General features: G+C 72.3%; 18 protein-coding genes. 16 read left to right on the top strand and 2 right to left on the bottom strand.

Features of this window, described 5'->3' with window-relative positions; all coding sequences use genetic code 11:
• Positions 1-57 precede the first annotated feature (57 nt).
• The 12 genes from rbfA (at position 58) to O7620_RS16435 (ending at position 12,213) form a co-directional block, all read left to right on the top strand.
• Entirely contained in the window at positions 58-549 is a 492-nt protein-coding gene (rbfA, locus tag O7620_RS16490; RefSeq protein WP_151488150.1) for a 30S ribosome-binding factor RbfA, read from the top strand.
• Positions 546-1,604 (top strand): bifunctional oligoribonuclease/PAP phosphatase NrnA, encoded by a 1,059-nt coding sequence (locus O7620_RS16485; RefSeq protein WP_278123700.1) that lies wholly within the window; start codon positions 546-548, stop codon positions 1,602-1,604. Before rbfA ends, O7620_RS16485 begins: the two co-directional genes overlap by 4 nt.
• A 101-nt stretch (positions 1,605-1,705) precedes the next feature.
• Entirely contained in the window at positions 1,706-2,113 is a 408-nt protein-coding gene (locus O7620_RS16480; protein WP_278123699.1) for a hypothetical protein, read from the top strand.
• Entirely contained in the window at positions 2,113-2,322 is a 210-nt protein-coding gene (locus O7620_RS16475; protein ID WP_192580123.1) for a DUF6186 family protein, read from the top strand. The genes O7620_RS16480 and O7620_RS16475 overlap by 1 nt, the downstream gene beginning before the upstream one ends.
• A 694-nt stretch (positions 2,323-3,016) precedes the next feature.
• Entirely contained in the window at positions 3,017-4,339 is a 1,323-nt protein-coding gene (locus O7620_RS16470) for an MATE family efflux transporter (RefSeq protein WP_278123698.1), read from the top strand.
• A 31-nt stretch (positions 4,340-4,370) separates the two neighbouring features.
• Positions 4,371-5,255, top strand: a complete 885-nt coding sequence (gene truB, locus O7620_RS16465; protein WP_278123697.1) for a tRNA pseudouridine(55) synthase TruB — start codon at positions 4,371-4,373, stop codon at positions 5,253-5,255.
• A 77-nt stretch (positions 5,256-5,332) separates the two neighbouring features.
• The gene (locus O7620_RS16460) at positions 5,333-6,262 is read left to right on the top strand and encodes a bifunctional riboflavin kinase/FAD synthetase (protein ID WP_151488144.1); all 930 of its coding nucleotides are present in this window, start codon (positions 5,333-5,335) and stop codon (positions 6,260-6,262) included.
• A 198-nt stretch (positions 6,263-6,460) separates the two neighbouring features.
• A complete protein-coding gene (gene rpsO / locus O7620_RS16455) occupies positions 6,461-6,730 on the top strand; it encodes a 30S ribosomal protein S15 (protein ID WP_030337594.1) in 270 nt (89 codons plus the stop codon).
• 225 nt (positions 6,731-6,955) lie between these two features.
• Positions 6,956-9,340: a polyribonucleotide nucleotidyltransferase gene (locus O7620_RS16450; protein ID WP_151488143.1), complete on the top strand. Its 2,385-nt coding sequence runs from the start codon at positions 6,956-6,958 to the stop codon at positions 9,338-9,340.
• Positions 9,341-9,387: 47 nt separating this feature from the next.
• On the top strand, positions 9,388-10,785 hold the full coding sequence (locus O7620_RS16445; protein WP_151488142.1) for a pitrilysin family protein: 1,398 nt from the start codon (positions 9,388-9,390) through the stop codon (positions 10,783-10,785).
• A gap of 96 nt (positions 10,786-10,881) precedes the next feature.
• Positions 10,882-11,634 carry a 4-hydroxy-tetrahydrodipicolinate reductase gene (gene dapB, locus O7620_RS16440; protein ID WP_151488141.1) on the top strand — a complete coding sequence of 251 codons (753 nt, stop codon included), beginning with the start codon at positions 10,882-10,884 and terminating at the stop codon, positions 11,632-11,634.
• Between the two features lie 108 nt (positions 11,635-11,742).
• Positions 11,743-12,213 (top strand): GNAT family N-acetyltransferase, encoded by a 471-nt coding sequence (locus O7620_RS16435; protein ID WP_278123696.1) that lies wholly within the window; start codon positions 11,743-11,745, stop codon positions 12,211-12,213.
• A 441-nt stretch (positions 12,214-12,654) separates the two neighbouring features.
• Here O7620_RS16435 and O7620_RS16430 read toward each other — a convergent pair whose 3' ends face one another.
• Positions 12,655-14,769: a glycogen debranching N-terminal domain-containing protein gene (locus O7620_RS16430; protein ID WP_278123695.1), complete on the bottom strand. Its 2,115-nt coding sequence runs from the start codon at positions 14,767-14,769 to the stop codon at positions 12,655-12,657.
• Between the two features lie 145 nt (positions 14,770-14,914).
• Here O7620_RS16430 and O7620_RS16425 point away from each other — a divergent pair, with 145 nt between their 5' ends.
• The 4 genes from O7620_RS16425 (at position 14,915) to O7620_RS16410 (ending at position 19,258) form a co-directional block, all read left to right on the top strand.
• On the top strand, positions 14,915-15,904 hold the full coding sequence (locus O7620_RS16425) for a LacI family DNA-binding transcriptional regulator (protein WP_278123694.1): 990 nt from the start codon (positions 14,915-14,917) through the stop codon (positions 15,902-15,904).
• Between the two features lie 24 nt (positions 15,905-15,928).
• On the top strand, positions 15,929-17,179 hold the full coding sequence (locus O7620_RS16420) for an extracellular solute-binding protein (RefSeq protein WP_278123693.1): 1,251 nt from the start codon (positions 15,929-15,931) through the stop codon (positions 17,177-17,179).
• 71 nt (positions 17,180-17,250) lie between these two features.
• The gene (locus tag O7620_RS16415) at positions 17,251-18,369 is read left to right on the top strand and encodes a sugar ABC transporter permease (RefSeq protein WP_278123692.1); all 1,119 of its coding nucleotides are present in this window, start codon (positions 17,251-17,253) and stop codon (positions 18,367-18,369) included.
• 1 nt (position 18,370) lies between these two features.
• The gene (locus tag O7620_RS16410) at positions 18,371-19,258 is read left to right on the top strand and encodes a carbohydrate ABC transporter permease (RefSeq protein ID WP_278123691.1); all 888 of its coding nucleotides are present in this window, start codon (positions 18,371-18,373) and stop codon (positions 19,256-19,258) included.
• Positions 19,259-19,295: 37 nt separating this feature from the next.
• Here O7620_RS16410 and O7620_RS16405 read toward each other — a convergent pair whose 3' ends face one another.
• Complete coding sequence (locus O7620_RS16405; RefSeq protein ID WP_278123690.1) at positions 19,296-19,877, bottom strand: GNAT family N-acetyltransferase; 582 nt, start codon at positions 19,875-19,877, stop codon at positions 19,296-19,298.
• Positions 19,878-19,883 lie beyond the last annotated feature (6 nt).

Raw genomic sequence — 19,883 nt, 5'->3', positions numbered from 1 at the left:
CCGGCGGCCTATCCGGTCGCCGGGCGGCCGGGAGCAGGACGCCGTGGAGGTGGCGAGATGTCTGATCCGGCCAAGGTACGCCGGCACGCGGAACGGGTGCGTGAGCTGGTCGCGTCGGTGGTGCGGAGCCAGATCAAGGACCCGCGGCTCGGCATGATCACTATCACCGACGCCCGGATCACCGCCGATCTGCGGGACGCGACGGTCTTCTACACGGTGCTCGGTGACGCGGTGGCCCAGGCGGACACCGCGGCGGCCCTGGAGAGCGCCAAGGGGCTGCTGCGCAGCACCGTCGGCAAGGCCCTCGGGCTGCGGCACTCGCCGACCCTCACCTTCGTCCTGGACGATGTGCAGGATCAGGTCAAGCACATCGACGACCTGCTGGCCGCGGCCCGCAACGCCGACGCCGAGGTGCAGCGGCTCGCCGCCCGGGCGGAGTACGCGGGTGAGGCGCAGCCGTACCGGGTCGAGGACGAGGACGACGAGACGGACGAGGCCGACGAGGCCACCGACGTCAAGGAAACTCCCCGGGGTGGGGAAGCGCGGTGACCGGCACCGCCGGCGCGCAGCTCGCCCCGACGGTCGGCGCCGGCCCCGCCGAGGCGGACTGGGCCGCGGCCGAGGCGCTGATCCGGGCTCTTCCGCCGACCGGTCGGGTGCTGTTGATCTGCCACGTCAACCCGGACGGTGACGCGCTGGGCAGCATGCTCGGCTTCGGTCTGGGGCTGCTGCGGCTCGGCGTGGGCGCGTTGCAGGCGACCTTCCCCGGGCCGCCGGAGGTGCCCGAGCCGTTCCGGGGGCTGCCCGGACTGGAGCTGCTGGTCCCGTCGAGCGACGCCGACCCGGCCCCGGACCTGGTGATCTGCTTCGACGCGGCGAGCGAGTCGCGCCTCGGTGAGCTGGCCGGGCGGTTGACCAGCGCGGGCGCGGCGCTGGTGCTGGACCACCACGCCTCCAACGACGGCTTCGGAACCGTCAACCTGGTCGACCCGGCCGCCGCGGCGACGTCGGTGGTGGCCGAGCAGCTGTTGGCCCGGCTCGGCGTACCGCTGGACCGGGCCATCGCCGAGTGCCTGTACGTGGCGCTGACCACGGACACCGGTTCGTTCCGGTTCGAGGCGACCACCCCGGCCGTACACCACCTGGCCGCCCGGCTGCTGGCCACCGGTATCTCGCCCGGTGACATCTCCCGGCGGGTCTTCGACACCCGGCCCTTCGGCGCGGTTCGTCTTTTCGGTGAGGTGCTCGGTCGGGCTCGGCTGGAGCCGGCCGCGGCCGGCGGCCGGGGGCTGGTGTGGACCTTCGCGACACTCGACGACCTGGCCCGACACGACCAGCGGCCGTACGTGCTGGAGGCGCTGATCGACTCGGTGCGGTGCACCGCCGAGGCGGACGTGAGCTGCGTGTTGAAGCAGGTCAGGCCCGACGAGTGGGCGGTGTCGATGCGCAGCAAGGGTGCGGTGGACGTCAGCCGGGTCGCGGTCGTGCTGGGCGGTGGCGGCCACCGGTTCGCGGCCGGGTTCACCGGCCGGGGGACCGCCGAGCAGGTGATCGGGTCGATCCGCGACCAGCTGGACGCCGCGCTGATCCGCTGCGAGGACTGACCTGGCGTCGACGCCGGCCGATCGGATGGTGGGGAAGATCAGGGACAGCTCCGGGGAGTGTCGGTCTTCCCGCGCTCCGTGATAGCGGGAAGAATTGCGGGATGGAGCAGCCGCACGACCTCACCGTGGAGGCCCCCCGCGCCTGGGATCGGCCCGCCGTCTCCGTCCCCGTCCTCGTCTGCCTGTCGCTCGTCGGCGGTCGGTTCGCGTCGTTCTCCACCGAGGCGAATCTGTACACCCTCGGCACCGGAGGCGTGCTGATCTGGCTCGGTCTGAGCAGCCGGGTGCCCCGGCGGCCGGCGCCGCGTCGGCTGGGCGCCGGCGCGGCCTGGTGGGCGCTGCCGGTCGTGGTCTTCGGGGTCTTCGAGGGTGCCACCTTCGTGCTGGCGGTCGGCGATGACTTCCCCACCTTCTCCCGCCTGGCCGATCCTCTTCTGGAGGACCACCTGACCCGGTCGGCGGCCTGGTTCGCCTGGCTGGCCGCGTTCTGGGGGTTGGTGCGGCGATGATGCGGGCGCTGGCGATCGGCGGTTTCCTCACCGCGCTGGTCCTGTTCGCGGTGGTCGAGTGGCTGGCCCGGCGGGAGGGTTCGCGCATCCCCACCCTGGGCGAGGTCTGCGCGTACGTGATGCGCTACGAGGTCGGCCCGGTGCCGGTGGGCCGGATCGGTCTGTTCGGGTTCTGGTGGTGGCTGGGCTGGCACTTCCTGGCCCGCTGAGTCGGGATGCGGGCTGTCCAAATGGCGGGAACCGTGAGCAGCATGTGGACCTGAACGATAATTTGGGAGATGGCCGGCGCCGCGTTGCGGCGCAGGTCGTGGGCTGTGGTGCCACACCTCGCGCCGCCTCCCTCCAGGGTCGGACCGACCCGGGCTCACGCTGCCCAGTCGGCTGCTCCGGTAACCCCGGACCGCCGTGGGGCGCTCAGCACGACCGCCCGTGAGGGCCGCCGCGTGCCGGTGGCTCACACCCTGGAAGGAGCGCCACCATGCCGAACAAGCCCAAGCCCGAGACCACCGACGACGCCCGCGAGCAGGCCCGCCGCGCGCTGCAGACGTCGATGGACACCCGCCAGTAGTTCCTGCCCCTGTTCGACGGTGACTTCGACGCCGGTCGTCTGCGGAGCAGGTTCCCGTGCGGCGGCCCTGACGGCCCCGGCCCTCGGATGGGCGCGGCCGGACGTTTGCCGGACGCGCCCTGGCACGCCTGTCGGGCGCAATGGTCGGCGACATCGCGGCGGTCGGCCGTTGGAGCCGGGTCGATCCGGCTCCAGGTGACTGATTCGTGCACGACATCAACTCCACAGCGCTCAGCCAGCGGTGTCGGTCGACGGCGAGGCTGGTCGAGCCCGCCGCCGGGTAAGCAGTCGGCGGGATTGCGATCCTTACGGTGGTCGTGCCAGGATCGGCGGCGATGAGCCACGCCACCACCGCCACCCGATCGGCTTCGCCGCGCCGGATCGCCGGTCTCGCCCTGCCGGCCCTCGTGGTGCTCGCCGCCGAGCCGCTGTACGTCCTCGTCGACACGGCCGTGGTCGGTCACCTCGGCCGGGTGCCGCTCGCCGCGCTCGCCGTCGCCGGCACGGTGATGACGCTCACCGCCTGGGTCGGCACCGTCGTCGCGTACGGCACCACCGGCCGTTCGGCCCGTCGCTTCGGCGCCGGCGACCGGGCGGCCGCCGTCGCCGAGGGCGTCCAGTCGTCCTGGTTGGCGTTCGGTGTCGGACTGCTGATCGCGATCGGCATGCAGTTCGGCGGCGGCACGTTGGCACGTACCCTCGCCGGCGGTGGTGGCGACGTGGCCGACGCCGCCGCGCAGTGGCTGCGGATCGCGGCCCTCGGCGCCCCGGGCCTGCTGCTCGCCGCCGCCGGCAACGGCTGGCTGCGCGGCGTGCAGGACACCCGCCGCCCGTTGTTCTTCGTGCTCGGGCCCAATCTGCTGTCCGCGCTGCTCTGCCCCCTGCTGGTCTACCCCGCCGGGCTCGGCCTGGTCGGTTCCGCGGTCGCCAACGTGGTCGCCCAGACGATCGCCGGTGGGCTCTTCGCCGCCGCGCTGGTCGCCGAACGGGTCTCGCTGCGGCCCCAACCCCGGGTGATCCGCCAGCAACTGGTGCTCAGCCGGGACCTGCTGATCCGGGGCCTGGCGTTCCAGGCCAGCTTCCTCTCCGCGACCGCCGTCGCCGCCCGCTTCGGCGCCGCCGCCGTCGGCGCCCACCAGATCGCCCTGCAACTCTGGTTCTTCACCGCACTGGTGCTCGACGCCCTCGCCATCGCCGCGCAGTCCCTGGTCGGCGCCGCGCTCGGGGCCGGCGACGCGGCGGACGCCCGCGCGCTGGCCCGGCGGATCGGCCTGCTCGGCGGCGTCTGCGGTATCGGCTTCGCGCTGCTCATCGCCGCCGGCGCCGGCGTCGTGCCGTCGTGGTTCAGCTCCGATGAGCAGGTACGCGAACAGGCCATGGTGGCCTGGCCGTGGTTCGTCGCCATGCAACCCCTGGCCGGGGTGGTGTTCGCCCTCGACGGCGTGCTGATCGGCGCCGGCGACGTGCGCTACCTGCGCAACCTCACCATCGTGGCGGCCCTCGGCGGCTTCCTGCCGGCCATCTGGCTGGCGTACGTGCTCGATCTCGGGCTGGGCGGCATCTGGGCCGGGCTCACCCTGTTCGTGGTGATCCGGCTGGTCGCCCTGCTGCTGCGCCTGCGCACCGGGCGCTGGGCGGTGGTCGGGGCCGTCCGCTGACCGGCGCTCGCATCTGGCAGGCTTGGGCGACGTGAGCACCGATGGTCTGATCGTGGTCGACAAGCCCGGCGGCATGACGTCGCACGACGTGGTGGCGCGGATCCGCCGGCTGGCGAAAACCCGCCGGGTCGGGCACGGCGGCACCCTCGACCCGATGGCCACCGGGGTGCTGGTGATCGGCGTGGGGCGGGCTACCCGGCTGCTGACCTACGTGATCGGCGCGGGCAAGAGCTACACCGGCACGATCCGGCTCGGCCAGGCCACCGTCACCGACGACGCCGAGGGTGACGTGATCGCCACCACCCCGGCCGGTCTCGTGACCGACGACGCGATCCGGTCGGCGCTGGCCGCGTTGGCCGGGGAGGTCGACCAGGTGCCCAGCGCCGTCAGCGCCATCAAGATCGACGGGCAGCGGGCGTACAAGCGGGTCCGCGACGGGGAGAGCGTCGAGCTGCCGGCGCGACGGGTCACCATCTCCCGGCTGGAGGTGCTGGCCATCCGCCGCGACGAGCCGGACGTGGTGGATGTCGACGTGGACGTGACCTGCTCCTCCGGCACGTACATCAGGGCCATCGCCCGGGACGCGGGCCTGGTGCTCGGCGTCGGCGGCCACCTGACCGCGTTGCGCCGGACCGCGGTCGGCGGTTTCACCCTCGCCGAGGCGGCCACCCTCGACGAGTTGGAGCAGCGCGCCCCGGCCGTGGTGAACCTGCCGTTGGACGTGGCGGCCGACCGGTTCTTCCCGCGCCGCGACGCCACGCCCGACGAGGCGCGGGTGCTCGCCCACGGCGGCCCACTGGACCCGACCGGCCGCATCGGGCCGTACGCCGTCTTCGGACCGGCGGGCGGCCTGATCGCTATCGTCAGCGAGCGGGACGGGCGGGCCCGCGCCGAGATCGTGCTCGCCCCGGCCTGACGCCGGGGCGCAGGTCCGCCGGCCCGCGGCCGGCGGTGTCGACCCGCCGGCCGGCGGGACAGCAGGGGAGGAGTGGCATGCAGCGGTGGCGGGGGTACGACGCGGCGCCCGGAGGGTGGGGACGCTCGGTCGTCACCATCGGCGTCTTCGACGGCGTGCACAAGGGGCACCAGTCGACCATCGGCCACGCCGTGGCCCGCGCTCGGGAGCTGGGCGTGCAGTCGGTGGTGGTCACGTTCGACCCGCACCCGGCCGAGGTGGTCCGCCCCGGCTCGCATCCGGCGGTGCTCACCGAGCAGGCCCGCAAGGCGGAGCTGATCGAGGCCCTCGGTGTGGACGTGCTGTGCGTGGTGCCGTTCACCCCGGAGTTCTCCCGGCTGCCGGCCGAGCAGTTCGTGCACGACGTCCTGGTCGAGCACCTGCACGCGGCGCTGGTGGTGGTCGGCGGCAACTTCCGCTTCGGGCACCGGGCCGCCGGTGACGTGGCGCTGCTGGAGCGGCTGGGCCAGACCTTCGGCTTCGGCGTCGAGGGCGGCCCGCTGGTCGCCGAGGACGGCACCGTCTTCTCCTCCACGTACATCCGCTCCTGCGTCGACGCGGGCGACGTGGGCGCCGCGGCGTCCGCGCTGGGTCGGCCGCACCGGTTGGAGGGCGTGGTGGTCCGCGGTGACCAGCGCGGCCGGGAGCTGGGCTTCCCCACCGCCAACCTGCTCTGCCACCGGTACGCGGCGGTGCCCGCCGACGGGGTGTACGCGGCCCGGTTGATCCGCCGCGGCCAGCACGAGCCGCTGATGGCGGCCGTGTCGGTGGGCACCAACCCGACCTTCTCCGGCCGGGAGCGGCGGGTGGAGGCGTACGCGCTCGACTTCACCGGCGACCTGTACGGCGAGCGGCTGGCCCTGGACTTCGTGGCGCACCTGCGCGGTCAGATCCGGTACGACTCGATCGAGCCGTTGATCACTCAGATGAATCAGGACGTCGAACGCACCAGGCGCGTGCTGGCCTGATCGTCAGGGGCTGACAGGCCCCGCCGAGGCCCTTCGCCGGGTGTTACCGGCGAGTGCTGGTAGTCTTGCCGAGACGTCGGGTGACCGGCGTGGGGCCTCGCGTGCCTGCTCGACGCCGCGGGTGCGAGGTACCGGTCCGTTCCCGGTCCATCGGGACGACGGACACCTACTTGATCAACCCATCGAAACAGGGAGAACATGGCGCTCGACCAGGAAGCCAAGGCCAGCATCCGTGCGGAGTACGCGACCGCCGAGGGCGACACCGGTTCGCCGGAGGTCCAGGTCGCGGTCCTCACCAAGCGGATCGCCGAGCTGACCGAGCACCTGAAGGTGCACAAGCACGACCACCACAGCCGCCGTGGGCTGCTGCTGCTGGTCGGCCGGCGCCGGCGGCTGCTCAACTACGTCCAGAAGAAGGACATTGCCCGCTACCGGTCGCTCATCGAGCGGCTCGGTCTGCGCCGGTGACGTGACGGGGGAGTGGCCGGGCGGCCGCTCCCCCGTACCGCGTCCCACCTGAAGAACACGGGCCGCGCGACCACCCGAGAGGGAGCCGGTCAGCGTACCGGTCTCCGGTAGTGGCCCCCGGGAACCCGGCATCATGCCGGCCACCCGGGCGCTTCGATCGAAGACCGGCCGGCTGAGCAGCTCCCCGACGTCGCGGGCCCACGACGCGAAGGAGCACGACAGCACATGACCGAGACCAAACTCGGCACCGAATCCCGCACCGCTGTGATCGACAACGGGTCCTTCGGCACCCGTGAGATCACCTTCTCCACCGGTCGGCTGGCCCGCCAGGCCGCCGGTTCCGTCATCGCCCAGCTGGGCGAGACGGTCGTTCTCTCCGCCACCACCGCCGGCAAGCAGCCGAAGGAGCAGTTCGACTTCTTCCCGCTGACCGTCGACGTCGAGGAGCGGATGTACGCCGCGGGCCGCATCCCCGGCTCGTTCTTCCGCCGCGAGGGTCGGCCCAGCGAGGACGCGATCCTCACCTGCCGGCTGATCGACCGGCCGCTGCGCCCGTCCTTCGTGAAGGGCCTGCGCAACGAGGTCCAGGTCGTCGAGACCATCCTCGCGCTCGACCCGCAGCACCCGTACGACGTCGTGGCGATCAACGCCGCGTCGATGTCGACCAAGCTGTCCGGCCTGCCGTTCTCCGGCCCGATCGGCGCGACCCGGGTCGCGCACATCGACGGCCAGTGGGTCGCCTTCCCGACCCTGGAGGAGCTGGCTCGGGCCACCTTCGACATGGTCGTGGCCGGCCGCACGCTCGACGACGGCGACGTCGCGATCATGATGGTCGAGGCCGAGGCCACCCCGAACGCCGTCGCCCTCATCTCGGCCGGCGCCACCGCCCCGACCGAGGAGATCGTCGCCAGCGGCCTGGAGGCCGCCAAGCCGGCCATCCGCGAGCTGTGCCGGGCGCAGGCCGAACTGGCCGAGGTGGCCGCCAAGCCGGTCGCCGAGTTCCCGGTCTTCCTGGACTACCAGGACGACGTGTACGAGGCCGTCTCCGAGGTGGCCCGCACCGAGGTGGCCGAGGCGATCACCATCGCCGGCAAGGCCGACCGCGAGGAGGCCCTGGACCGGGTCAAGGCCCGGGTCGCCGAGGAGTTGGGCGCTCGGTTCGAGGGCCGGGAGAAGGAGCTCAGCGCTGCCTTCCGGTCGCTGACCAAGTCCGAGGTGCGCAACCGCGTGCTGCGTGAGCAGGTCCGCATGGACGGCCGCGGCCCGCGTGACATCCGGTCGCTGACAGCCGAGGTCGGCGTGCTGCCCCGGGTGCACGGTTCGGCGCTGTTCGAGCGGGGCGAGACCCAGATCCTGGGCGTCACCACGCTGAACATGCTCCGCATGGAGCAGATGGTGGACACGCTGTCCCCGGAGAACCGCAAGCGCTACATGCACAACTACAACTTCCCGCCGTACTCGACCGGTGAGACCGGCCGGGTCGGCTCGCCGAAGCGGCGCGAGATCGGCCACGGCGCTCTCGCCGAGCGTGCGCTGATCCCGGTGCTGCCGTCGCGCGAGGAGTTCCCGTACGCCATCCGGCAGGTGTCGGAGGCGCTCGGCTCCAACGGCTCCACCTCGATGGGTTCGGTCTGCGCGTCGACGCTGGGCCTGCTCTCCGCGGGTGTCCCGCTGAAGGCGCCGGTCGCCGGCATCGCGATGGGCCTCATCTCCGACGAGGTGGACGGCAAGACCCAGTACGTGACGCTGACCGACATCCTCGGTGCCGAGGACGCGTTCGGTGACATGGACTTCAAGGTCGCCGGTACGCCGGACTTCGTCACCGCGCTGCAGCTCGACACCAAGCTCAACGGCATCCCGTCGGACGTGCTGGCCGCCGCGCTGCAGCAGGCGAACGAGGCCCGGCAGATCATCCTCGGGGTCATGCGGGCGGCGATCGAGGCTCCGGCCGAGATGTCCGACTACGCGCCGCGGGTCACCACCGTCAAGATCCCGGTCGACAAGATCGGCATGGTGATCGGCCCGAAGGGCCAGACCATCAACGCGATCCAGGACGAGACCGGCGCCGAGATCTCCATCGAGGACGACGGCACGATCTACGTCGGCGCCACCAACGGCCCGTCGGCCCAGGCGGCCGTCGACCGGATCAACGGCATCGCCAACCCGACCCTGCCCAAGCAGGGCGAGCGGTTCCTCGGCACGGTGGTCAAGACCGCCGCGTTCGGTGCGTTCATCTCGCTGCTGCCGGGCCGCGACGGCCTGCTGCACATCTCCAAGGTGGGCGACGGCAAGCGGGTCGAGCGCGTGGAGGACTTCCTCAACGTCGGTGACCGGGTCGAGGTCGAGATCGCCGACATCGACGCCCGCGGCAAGATCTACCTGGACAAGGTTCGTCCGGAGGGCGCCGAGGCGCCGGCCGCTGGCGAGGCCGCCGGTGGCGACCGGCCGGCCGGTCGGGACCGGGGCGACCGCGGTCCGCGGGACCGCGGCGACCGTGGCGGCGACCGTGGTGGGCGTGGCCCGGAGCGCGGCGACAACCGTGGCGAGGGTGGCGGCGGCGAGGGTGGCGAGGGCGGTGAGCGTCCGCGCCGCCGGACCCGGCACAGCTGACCGTCGTACCTCGCATCACCCACCCCTCGTCGAACCGGGAGCACCACGTGAGTCGGGCCTTCAGTGCGCCGTTTCCACCGGATCGACGGGGGGTGGCCCCGTCTCGGGACACCGGGGCGGTGCGCTCCGGCGGCACCGCCCGCGCGGTGACCCGGACGCTCAGCGACGATCCGCTGGGCGGCACGGTACGCCGTACCGTGCTGCCCAGCGGTCTGCGCGTGCTCACCGAGGCGATCCCGGCGATGCGCAGCGTGTCCTTCGGCATCTGGGTGGCCGTCGGCTCCCGGGACGAGACCGGCCCGCAGGCCGGGGCCGCGCACTTCCTGGAGCACCTGCTCTTCAAGGGCACCAACAAGCGCACCGCGTTGGAGATCTCCTCGCAGATCGAGGCGGTGGGCGGCGAGACGAACGCCTTCACCACGAAGGAATACACCTGCTACTACGCCCGTGTGCTGGACGAGGACCTGCCGCTGGCGATCGACGTGATGTGCGACCTGGTCGCCGACTCGCTGCTGGAGCCGGCCGACGTGGAGACCGAGCGTGGCGTGATCCTGGAGGAGATCGCCATGCACGACGACGAGCCCGGTGACGAGGTCCACGACCTCTTCGCCCGCGCCGTCTACGGCGACCACCCGCTGGGTCGGCTGATCTCCGGCACCGAGGAGACCGTCACGCCGATGACCCGCAGGCAGATCCAGAGCTTCTACCGGGACCGCTACACCGCGCCGCAGATCGTCATCGCCGCCGCCGGCAACCTGGATCACGCCGCGGTGGTCAAGCTGGTCCGCCAGGCCGTGCGGGGCACCGGCCTGGACAGCGACCCGGCCAGCCCGGCGCCGCACCGCGCGGCCACCCCGGCGGTACGCACCAAGGCGGCGACCACCCTGGTCGAGCCGAAGGAGACCGAGCAGGCGCACGTCCTCCTCGGCTGCCCCGGCATCGACCGCCTCGACGACCGGCGCTTCGCCCTCGGGGTGCTCAACAACGTGCTCGGCGGCGGCATGTCCAGCCGCCTGTTCCAGGAGATCCGCGAGCAGCGCGGCCTCGCGTACTCGGTCTACTCGTACGCCAGCCAGTACGCCGACAGCGGCCTGTTCGCCGTCTACGCCGGCTGCGCGCCGGGCAAGGTGGACGAGGTCCTCGCGTTGACCCGCGCCGAGCTGGCCCGGGTGGCCGCCGACGGGCTGACCGAGGCCGAGGTGGCCCGGGGCAAGGGCATGAGCAAGGGCTCGTTCGTGCTCGGCCTGGAGGACACCGGTTCCCGGATGAGCCGACTCGCCAAGGGTGAGCTGCTCTACGGCGATCTGATGCCGGTGGACGAACTGCTCCGCCGGGTCGACGAGGTCACCGTGGAGGACGTGAACGTCCTCGCCGCCGAGTTGCTCAGCCGGCCGATGTCGCTGGCCGTGGTCGGCCCGTTCGGCGAGGGAGACTTCGCGGTCTGAGGGCTGTCGTCGCACGGTCCGGGAGCGCGTCCCGGTCGGTGGAGCCGACCGGATCCGACGACCGGGGCACGTCCCGATTGGGATAGGTTGTGCGCCGTGACTGACGAGCAGGAGAAGACCCGGGTCGGCGTGTTCGGTGCCCGTGGCCGGATGGGCCTGGAGGTCTGCAAGGCGGTCGACGCCGCCGACGACCTCGAACTGGTGGCGGCGATCGACCAGGGCGACACCCTCGACGCCGCCTCCGCCGCCGACGTGGTCGTCGACTTCACCACGCCGGACGTCGTCATGGACAACCTCCGGTGGTGCATCGGGCAGGGCATCAGCGCGGTGGTCGGCACGACCGGCTTCACCGAGCAGCGGCTGGAGCAGGTGCGCGGCTGGCTGGCCGACAGGCCCGAGGTGGGCGTGGTGATCGCCCCGAACTTCGGCATCGGCGCGGTGCTGATGATGCAGTTCGCCGCGCGGGCCGCCCGGCACTTCGAGTCCGTCGAGATCATCGAGCAGCACCACCCGAACAAGCTGGACGCGCCGAGCGGCACGGCCACGCACACCGCCCGGCAGATCGCCCAGGCCCGCGCCGAGGCCGGCCTCGGCCCGGTCCCGGACGCCACCAAGGACGAGGTGCCGGGCGCGCGCGGCGCCGACATCGACGGGGTACGCGTGCACGCCGTGCGCGCCACCGGTCTGGTCGCCCACCAGGAGGTGCTGTTCGGTGCCACCGGCGAGACGCTGACCATCCGGCACGACTCGTACGACCGGGTGTCGTTCATGCCGGGTGTGCTGCTGGCCGTCCGCGCGGTGCGCACCCGCCCCGGCCTCACCGTCGGCCTGGACGCCCTGCTCGACTGACCGGGCCGCTCCACCGCCGTTGCACCGCTGCACGTTGCGCCTCCGTCGCCGCCCGGCGAACGGAAACTGTCCAGGATCGGCGGGCACGAGCCGGGTAGCATCCGCCGGATGATCGATGCGGGACACCTGGACCGGGCCGGGCGGCGAGTCACGCTGCGGCCGGTGGACGAGGACAACTGGCGGGCGGTGGCCGACGTCGCCCCGCGCGACGACCAGCGCCGGTTCGTGGCCGCGTTGGGCGCGCGCTATCTGCTGCTGAGCAGCCGATCCGAGGTGTGGACCTCGCTGGCCGTGTACGCCGACGAGACCGTCGTCGGCCACGTCATGTGGGGCGTGGACGACGACGGCTCGCACTGGATCGGCGGCATGCTGATCGATGCCGCCGAGCAGGGCCAGGGCGTCGGCCGCGCGACGGTGCAGACGCTGGCCCCGTGGCTGGCGGCCCGCGACGCCAACCCACCGGTCCGCCTCTCGTACCACCCCGACAACACCCCGGCAGCAGCCCTCTACACGTCCCTCGGCTTCCACCCCACAGGCGCGGTAGACGGCGAAGAACTGATAGCCGAAAAAACCCCCTAACCCTCCCGCGCCCCTCTCCCTCTCCCTCTCCCTCTCCCTCTCCCTCTCCCGCCCCCGCCCCCGCCCGGTCCCCCTTGCCCTCGCCCCCGCCCCCCGCCCCTGCCCCGTCCCCGCCCCGCCCCCGCCCCCTGCCCCCGCGACCTTGCACTTCCTGTCGCGGCATATGGGGCATCCCACCCACCCCGACAACCGAAACTGCAAGATCGGCGGCGCGTTGAGCCCGGCCTGCGTCGATCATGGAGTTGTGGTGCCTCGCAAAAGGGGCGCATGTGGAGCTGTCGCCCACCACAACTCCATGATCGACGGGCGGGGGGCGGGGGCGGGGGCGAGGACAAGGGGTGGGACGGGGCGGGACAGGGACAGGGGCGGGGGCAGGGGACCGGGCGGGGGCAGGGGACCGCGCGGGGGCAGGGGTGGGGGTGGGACGGGGTGGGCGGGCTGTTAGCGGGGGTGGGTTGGGGTGGTGGGGCGGCGTTGGGTGGGGACGGTGGGGGTTGGGGTTATGGGGGTGGGGAGGCCCGTTGCGGTGGCTTCACCGGTGCGGTTGACCTCGATCGTGACCGGGGTGTTGGCAACACGTAGGCCGTTGACCGTGACGGCGCCCAGTTCGGCTCCGGCCAGTGGGGCCAGTCGGACCGTGCCGCCGGGGACGTCCGGGTAGAGCCCCGTCGCGGCCTGGAGCAGCAGCACGGCACCCGCCGCGGCCCACGCCTGCGGCCGGCACGCCGCAGGGTACGGCACCGGGCGGTTCACCAGGGACCGGTCGTCGCCGCCGTACAGCTCCGGCATCCGGTAGTCGAACGCCTCGGCGGCGCTGAGCAGGCCTTCGGTCAAGCCGAGCGCGGCGTCGCGGTGCCCGGCGCGGGCCAGCCCGGCGAGCACGATCGCGGTGTCGTGGGTCCAGATCGAACCGCAGTGGTACGACAGGGGGCTGAAGCCTGCGTCGTCGGTGGACATGGTCCGCAACCCGAAGCCGCCGGCGAGTGTGTCGGTGGTGAGCAGCCGGGCCACCTGGGTCTCCTCGTCGGCGGTGAGCAGGCCGGTGCCGAGCAGGTGACCGATGTTGCTGGTCAGCGAGTCGACGGGGCGTTTGTCCCGGTCGAGGGCGAGGGCGGGCTGCGGGCCGTAGCGGCCGTCCACCCAGAAGCTGTCCCGGAACCGGCGGGCCAGCGCGGCGGCGTGCTCGCGCCAGGGGTCTCCGCCGGGGCGGCCGAACGCGTCCAGCAGGGCGGCGCCGTTGACGGCGGCCTCGTGCGCGTACCCCTGGACCTCGGCCAGCACGATCGGCGCGGTGGCCAGGGATCCGTCGTGGAAGCGGACGGCGTCGCCGGAGTCCTTCCAGCCCTGGTTGGACAACCCGTGCCCGGTGGTGTCGATGTACTCGACGAGGCCGTCGCCGTCCGGGTCGGCGTGGTCGCCGAGCCAGCGCAGCGCCGAGTCCAGGTACGGCAGGAGTGGTTCGATCTGCTCGGCGGGGAGGCCCCAGCGCCACGCGTCGTGCAGCAGGTTGACCCAGAGCATGGTGGCGTCGACGGTGCCGTAGTAGGCGGGCGGGAGGAGTAGCCCGTTCTCGGGTAGGGCGACCTGGTGCCGGCGCAGCTCGTGCAGGATCTTGCCGGGGGCCTCGCCGGTGGCCGGGTCGACCCGGGTGCCCTGTCGCCGGGCGAGCACCCGCAGCGTGCCGGCGGCCAGGTCGGTGCCGAGCGGCAGCATCATCCGGGCGGCCCAGAGGCTGTCCCGGCCGAACAGGGTGAGGAACCAGGGCACCCCGGCGCCGAGGAAGACGTCGCCGGGTGTCCCGGTCTCGGTCAGTCGCAGGCCGCGCAGGTCGTCGAGGCTGCGGTCGAGCAGCCGGGCGAGGCGGCGGTCGTCGGCGGTCACCTCGGGTCGGGACCATTCGGGTTCGCCGGCGGGGCCGACGACGACGGCACGCGGGTCCTCGGTGCTCAGCTGCCAGCGCAGTACGGTGTGCCCGCCGCCGGGGGGCAGCTCGACCGGCCAGGTGAGCCGGGGTGCGGTGGCCCGGTCGCCGGTGGCGAGCACGTCGGCGCCCGGCGCGGTGACGGTGACCGCGATCCCGTCGGCCGCCCAGGTGACCATGCCCGGCTGGCCGGTCTTGGCCTCCAGTGCCGCGGTGACGCCGCCGGACTTGACCACCTCGATGGGTGCCAGGTCGCAGCCGAGGTCGATGCTGACGGTGGCCCGTACGCCGACCGTGGCGGTGGAGATGATCCGCAGTTCCTCGGTGAGACCGTTGCGGGTGGCCCGGCGGAGCCGGTCGACGCGGACGGTGGGGTCGGGAGCGGGGTCGCCGAGCCAGCGGGCCAGGCCCACGAAGTGCGCGCTGTGCGGGCCGTCGTCGCCGCGGGTCAGCCCCTCGAGTTCCCGGTCGTCGACCCGCAGCTCAGCCCGGGAGAGCACCCGGGCGTCGGCGTGGAAGACGCCCTGGACACCGGTCGGGCGGATCTGCCCGGTCGCGTCCCCCAGCGCGCTGGTGGGGGCGTGGACCACCCCCACCAACTCGTGCAGGACGGGTTGCAGCTGGCGTTCGATCACGGTGTGGCTCCAGATCCTCGGGGTGCGGGGCGGACATCTTGACAACGCGCCCCTGGCGGTGCAAAGTGCGAAACATTCCAGAAACTTGAACGATCTAATCCTGCCTTATCCAGATTGGATCGTTCAAGACGGCGAGAGGGATTAAGTGGCCGAAAAGGTGACCATCGCGACGGTGGCCCGGCACGCCCGAGTGAGCCGCCAAACGGTGTCCAATGTGCTCAACGCCCCGCACATCGTGCGGCAGGAGACCCGTCAGCGGGTCGAGGACGCGATCAACGCGCTCGGCTACCGGGCCAACCAGGCCGCCCGACAGATGCGTACCGGCCGCTCCCGACTCATCGCCGCCCGGATCGAGCCGACCCGCGACGGCATCAACGGTTCCGTCCTGGACCGCTTCCTGCACGGCCTCACCGAGACTGCCGACGCCGCCGGCTACCGCGTGCTGCTCTACACCGCCACCGACGACGAGCGGGAGATCGCCACCTACGGTGACCTGCTCGGCACGTACGAGCTGGACGCGTTCGTGCTCGTCGGCACCAAGCACGGCGACCCGCGTACCGCCTGGCTGGCCGACCGGGACGTGCCGTTCGTGACCTTCGGCCGCCCGTGGGACGCGCTCGACACGCACTCCTGGGTGGACGTCGACGGCGCCGCCGGCACCGCCGGAGCCACCCGGCACCTGCTGGACGCCGGGCACCGGCGGATCGCGTTCATCGGCTGGCCGACCGGCTCCGGCGTCGGCGACGACCGGCGCGCCGGCTGGCGCGACACGCTGCTGGCGGCCGACGTCGATCCGGTCGGGCTGCACCGGGAGACCGAGGACGGTATCGCCGAGGGCGAACGACTGATGCGGGACCTGCTCGTCGCCGTGGCACCGACCGCGGTGGTCTGCGCCAGTGACTCGCTCGCCCTCGGCGCCCTCCAGGCCGTCCGTGGCACCAACCCGCCCGTGTCGGTGATCGGCTTCGACGACACGCCGGTGGCCGCCGCGATCGGGCTGACCAGCGTCAGCCAACCGCTCGGCGAGGCCGCCGCCCGCTGCGTGGACCTGCTCACCGGGGTCCTCGACGGCAACCACGAGACTCCCACCCCCGTGCTGCTCCAGCCCTCGCTGGCCCTGCGGCACACCGCGTAATCCCACCCCCCACCAGGAGAAACCATGGCACCTCGAACCCTCACCCGGGCTGCGGTGGCCGGCCTCGCCGCCGTCGCCCTGCTCGGCTCCGCGGCCTGCGGCAGCGGCTTCGACGACTCGTCCGGCGACGCCGCCCAGTCCAGCGGCCCGGCCAGCCTGCAGATCCTGATCGGCTCGTCCGGCGAGGCCGAGACCAAGGCGGTGCAGGACGCCGCCGCGAAGTGGGCCGGCAGCTCCGGCAACACCGCCACGGTCACCCCGGCGCAGGACCTCACCCAGCAGCTCGGTCAGGGCCTCGCCGGCGGCACCCCGCCGGACGTCTTCTACGTGGACGCGGCCCGGTTCGCCGACTACGCCAGCGTCGGCGCGCTGGAGCCGTACGGCGACAAGATCAGCAACTCGGGCGACTTCTACGAGAGCCTGCGCACCACGTTCACGTACGACGGCAAGCTCTACTGCGCGCCCAAGGACTTCTCCACCCTGGCCCTGCAGATCAACACCGACCTGTGGGCCAAGGCCGGGCTGACCGACGCCGACATCCCGACGACCTGGGACCAGCTCACCGCCGTCGCGCAGAAGATCAAGGCCAAGGGGCAGGTTCCGCTGGCCCTCGGCGACACCCGGGACCGGATCGGCGCCTTCCTGGTGCAGAACGGCGGCTGGCTGTTCAGCAAGGACGGCAAGCAGCCCACCGCGGACACCCCGGAGAACCTGGCCGCCCTCCAGTACGTCAAGACGATGCTCACGACCGGCCTGGCCAAGTACCCGAAGCAGCTCGACGCCGGCTGGTCCGGTGAGGCGTTCGGCAAGGGCAAGGCCGTGATGACCATCGAGGGCAACTGGATCAAGGGTGCCCTGCAGAACGACTTCCCGAACGTGAAGTACAAGGTCGTGGCGCTGCCGGCCGGACCGAAGGGGCAGGGCACGCTCTCCTTCACCCAGTGCTGGGGCATCGCCGCGAAGAGCAAGTACAAGGACCAGGCGATCAAGTTCGTCGAGGCGATGACCAGCGGCGAGCAGCAGATGGCCTTCGCCACGGCGTTCGGTGTCATGCCGTCACGCCAGTCGGTACGCGACCAGTACAGCGCGGCCTTCCCGGCGGACAAGGTGTTCATCGACGGCGTCGCGTACGCCCAGGGCCCGGTGAACGCCCCGAAGATGGACAGCGTCCTCAAGGACCTCGACACCGGTCTGCAGAGCCTGACCAACGGCGACCCGAAGACCGTGCTGCAGAACTTCGACAAGAACGCCAAGGCGGCGCTCGGCGGCAGCTGAGGTGATGGCCGGGCCCCGGCGACCGCCGGGGCCCTGCGTCACCTTCGGCCCGAGAGAGGGAGGGAGGGGAGATGGCAACCGAGACACTGACCGCCGCCGCGGCGACCGCGTCCGGGGGACGACCCCGCCGGGGCGGCATCCGCAGCAACGAGAACCTCGCCGGCTGGCTCTTCGTCGCGCCGGTGATCGTCATCCTGGGGCTGTTCCTGCTGCTGCCGATCCTGATGGCGCTCTGGGTCAGCCTGACCGACTGGAACGGTCAGGGCAGCCCGTTCACCGGCGACGTCCCGTTCGTCGGCGCGCACAACTACACGCAGTTGTTCACCGAGGACGGGCTGGCCCGCCGCGACTTCATGACCAGCATCCGCAACAACATCTACTACGTGGCGATCGTGGTACCGGCGCAGACCGCGCTCGCGCTCGGGCTGGCCCTCGTCGTCAACAACCGGATGCTCAAGGGCAAGAGCTTCTTCCGCAGCGCCTTCTACTTCCCCTCGGTCACCAGCTCCGTCGCGATCAGCGTGGTGTTCCTGTTCCTCTTCGCCAACTCCGGCGCGGTGAACGCGCTGCTCGGTGTCGTCGGGATCGACGGTCCGGAGTGGTTCGCCGACTCCCGGGGCGTCCTGCACCTGCTGTTCGGCGTGGTCGGCGTCGACTCGCCGCCGGCGGCACTGACCGACGGCGGCCCGTTCGGGCTGAGCTGGTGGGACTGGCTGGCCGGCCCCAGCGTGGCGATGATCTCGATCATCACGCTGGTCATCTGGACCACCTCCGGGACCTTCATGCTGATGTTCCTGGCCGGGCTGCAGAACGTGCCGGTCACACTGGACGAGGCGAGCACCCTGGACGGCGCGTCCCGGTGGCAGCGGTTCCGCTACGTCACCCTGCCGATGCTGCGGCCCACCACCTTCCTGGTGCTCACCCTCGGCCTGATCGGCTCCTGGCAGGTCTTCGACCAGGTGTACGTGATGAGCCAGGGCGATCCGGCCAAGACCACTGTCACGCCGGCGTACCTGTCGTACCGGACCGCGTTCCGGGACTTCGACTACGGCTCCGGCGCGGCGATCTCGTTCGTCCTGTTCCTGATCATCATCGTGCTCACGCTGATCCAGCGCCGGGCGCTGGCCGAGCGGGACACCGACCGGCCGCGCCGCGGCTGGTGGCGTCGACGCGTACCGGAGAGGTCCTGAGATGGCCGTGCCCACCGACCGCCCGGCGGCGGCGCCCGCGCGGCGCGACGAACGGGCGGCCCGCACCCTGGTCACCCGCTTCCTGGGGTACGCCACGCTGGTCTTCTTCGGATTGGTGTTCCTCTACCCGTTCGTCATCCAGATCGGCAACTCGCTCAAGACCGAGTCGGACGCGGCGGCGAACCCGCTGTCGCCGTTCCCGGACCCGCTCAGCCTGGCCGGCTTCGAACGGATCTTCGCCGGCACCAACTTTCCGCTCTGGCTGGGCAACTCGCTGCTGGTGACCGTGCTGGTCACCCTCGGGCGGGTGTTCTTCGACTCGCTCGCCGGGTACGCGTTGGCCCGGCTGCGGTTCCGGGGGCGCGGCGGGCTGTTCGCGGCGATCATCGCGGTGCTGGCGGTGCCCGGCGTGGTGCTGCTGATCCCGAAGTTCCTGGTGCTCAACCAGCTCGGTATCTACAACAGTTACGCCGGTCTGGTGGTGCCGCTGCTGGCCGACGCGGCGGGCGTGTTCATCATGAAACAGTTCTTCGAGTCGATCCCGGTGAGCGTGGAGGAGGCCGCCCGGATCGACGGGGCGAGCATCTTCCGTACCTTCTGGTCGGTGGTGCTGCCGATGGCGAAACCGGCGCTGATCACCCTGACCATCCTGTCGTTCCAGGGCTCGTGGAACGAGTTCCCGCACAGCCTCGTGTCGGTGCAGGACCCGGACCTGTTCACCCTGCCGCGAGGGCTGGCCGACCTGGTCAGCGGCTCCCTGGGCAGCGGCACCCAGTACCCGCTCAAGCTGGGCGCCGCCCTGCTGGCCACGATCCCCGTGGCGATCCTCTTCGTGGTGTTCCAGCGCTACTTCGTCCGCGACGCCAACGACGGCTCGGACAAGGGCTGACCCGTGCCGGTGCGGCGGCCCCGGGCCGCCGCACCGGTCACTCGGCCGGGACCTTCTCGGTCGGTACGGCCACGTGCAGGCGCACCTGCGGCACCAGCATGTCGTCGACGTCCAGCGCGCGGGCCGCGCCGTCGGGCTCCCAGCCGGTGCTGGTGAGAAACTTCCGGGTCGCCTCGTCACCGTCGAACGCCCAGGCGACCGCCCGGCGCAGGCCGTCGGACCGCCACAGGTCGACGGTGGCGGCGAGCAGCCGGCTGCCGTGCCCCCGCCGGCCCCACCGCGGCTCGACCAGCAGGTCGGTCACGGCGGCCACGTCCGGGCCGAGCGCGTCGGTCGGCTCGCCCGGAGCGAGGGCCTCGGCGTCGGCCGGACCCGAGGCGGCGAACCCCACCAGATACGATTGCTCGGCCTGTTCGACGGCGACCAGCACCCGGTGCGCGCCCGAGGGCGGCTCCAGCACCGCGGCGCTCCACCGCCGGGCGAGGAACGCCTCGTCCAGGTTGTCGAGCACGTGCCGAGGCAGGATCCGGCGGTACGCGACCCGCCAGGTCGCGAGCTGGATGCGTGCGATCTCGCCGGCGTCCTCGGGACGCGCCGGGCGGACGTACCCGAGAGCCATGGGACG

Source organism: Micromonospora sp. WMMD710 (assembly GCF_029626045.1).
GTDB lineage: Bacteria > Actinomycetota > Actinomycetes > Mycobacteriales > Micromonosporaceae > Micromonospora.
This window is presented reverse-complemented; position numbering and strand designations above follow the sequence as displayed.

Coding starts and splice junctions, on each gene's coding strand:
- rbfA (WP_151488150.1), top strand. CDS start 58: ATGTCTGATCCGGCCAAGGTACGCCGGCACGCGGAACGGGTGCGTGAG.
- O7620_RS16480 (WP_278123699.1), top strand. CDS start 1,706: ATGGAGCAGCCGCACGACCTCACCGTGGAGGCCCCCCGCGCCTGGGAT.
- O7620_RS16475 (WP_192580123.1), top strand. CDS start 2,113: ATGCGGGCGCTGGCGATCGGCGGTTTCCTCACCGCGCTGGTCCTGTTC.
- O7620_RS16470 (WP_278123698.1), top strand. CDS start 3,017: ATGAGCCACGCCACCACCGCCACCCGATCGGCTTCGCCGCGCCGGATC.
- O7620_RS16460 (WP_151488144.1), top strand. CDS start 5,333: ATGCAGCGGTGGCGGGGGTACGACGCGGCGCCCGGAGGGTGGGGACGC.
- rpsO (WP_030337594.1), top strand. CDS start 6,461: ATGGCGCTCGACCAGGAAGCCAAGGCCAGCATCCGTGCGGAGTACGCG.
- O7620_RS16450 (WP_151488143.1), top strand. CDS start 6,956: ATGACCGAGACCAAACTCGGCACCGAATCCCGCACCGCTGTGATCGAC.
- O7620_RS16435 (WP_278123696.1), top strand. CDS start 11,743: ATGATCGATGCGGGACACCTGGACCGGGCCGGGCGGCGAGTCACGCTG.
- O7620_RS16420 (WP_278123693.1), top strand. CDS start 15,929: ATGGCACCTCGAACCCTCACCCGGGCTGCGGTGGCCGGCCTCGCCGCC.
- O7620_RS16415 (WP_278123692.1), top strand. CDS start 17,251: ATGGCAACCGAGACACTGACCGCCGCCGCGGCGACCGCGTCCGGGGGA.
- O7620_RS16410 (WP_278123691.1), top strand. CDS start 18,371: ATGGCCGTGCCCACCGACCGCCCGGCGGCGGCGCCCGCGCGGCGCGAC.
- O7620_RS16405 (WP_278123690.1), bottom strand. CDS start 19,877: ATGGCTCTCGGGTACGTCCGCCCGGCGCGTCCCGAGGACGCCGGCGAG.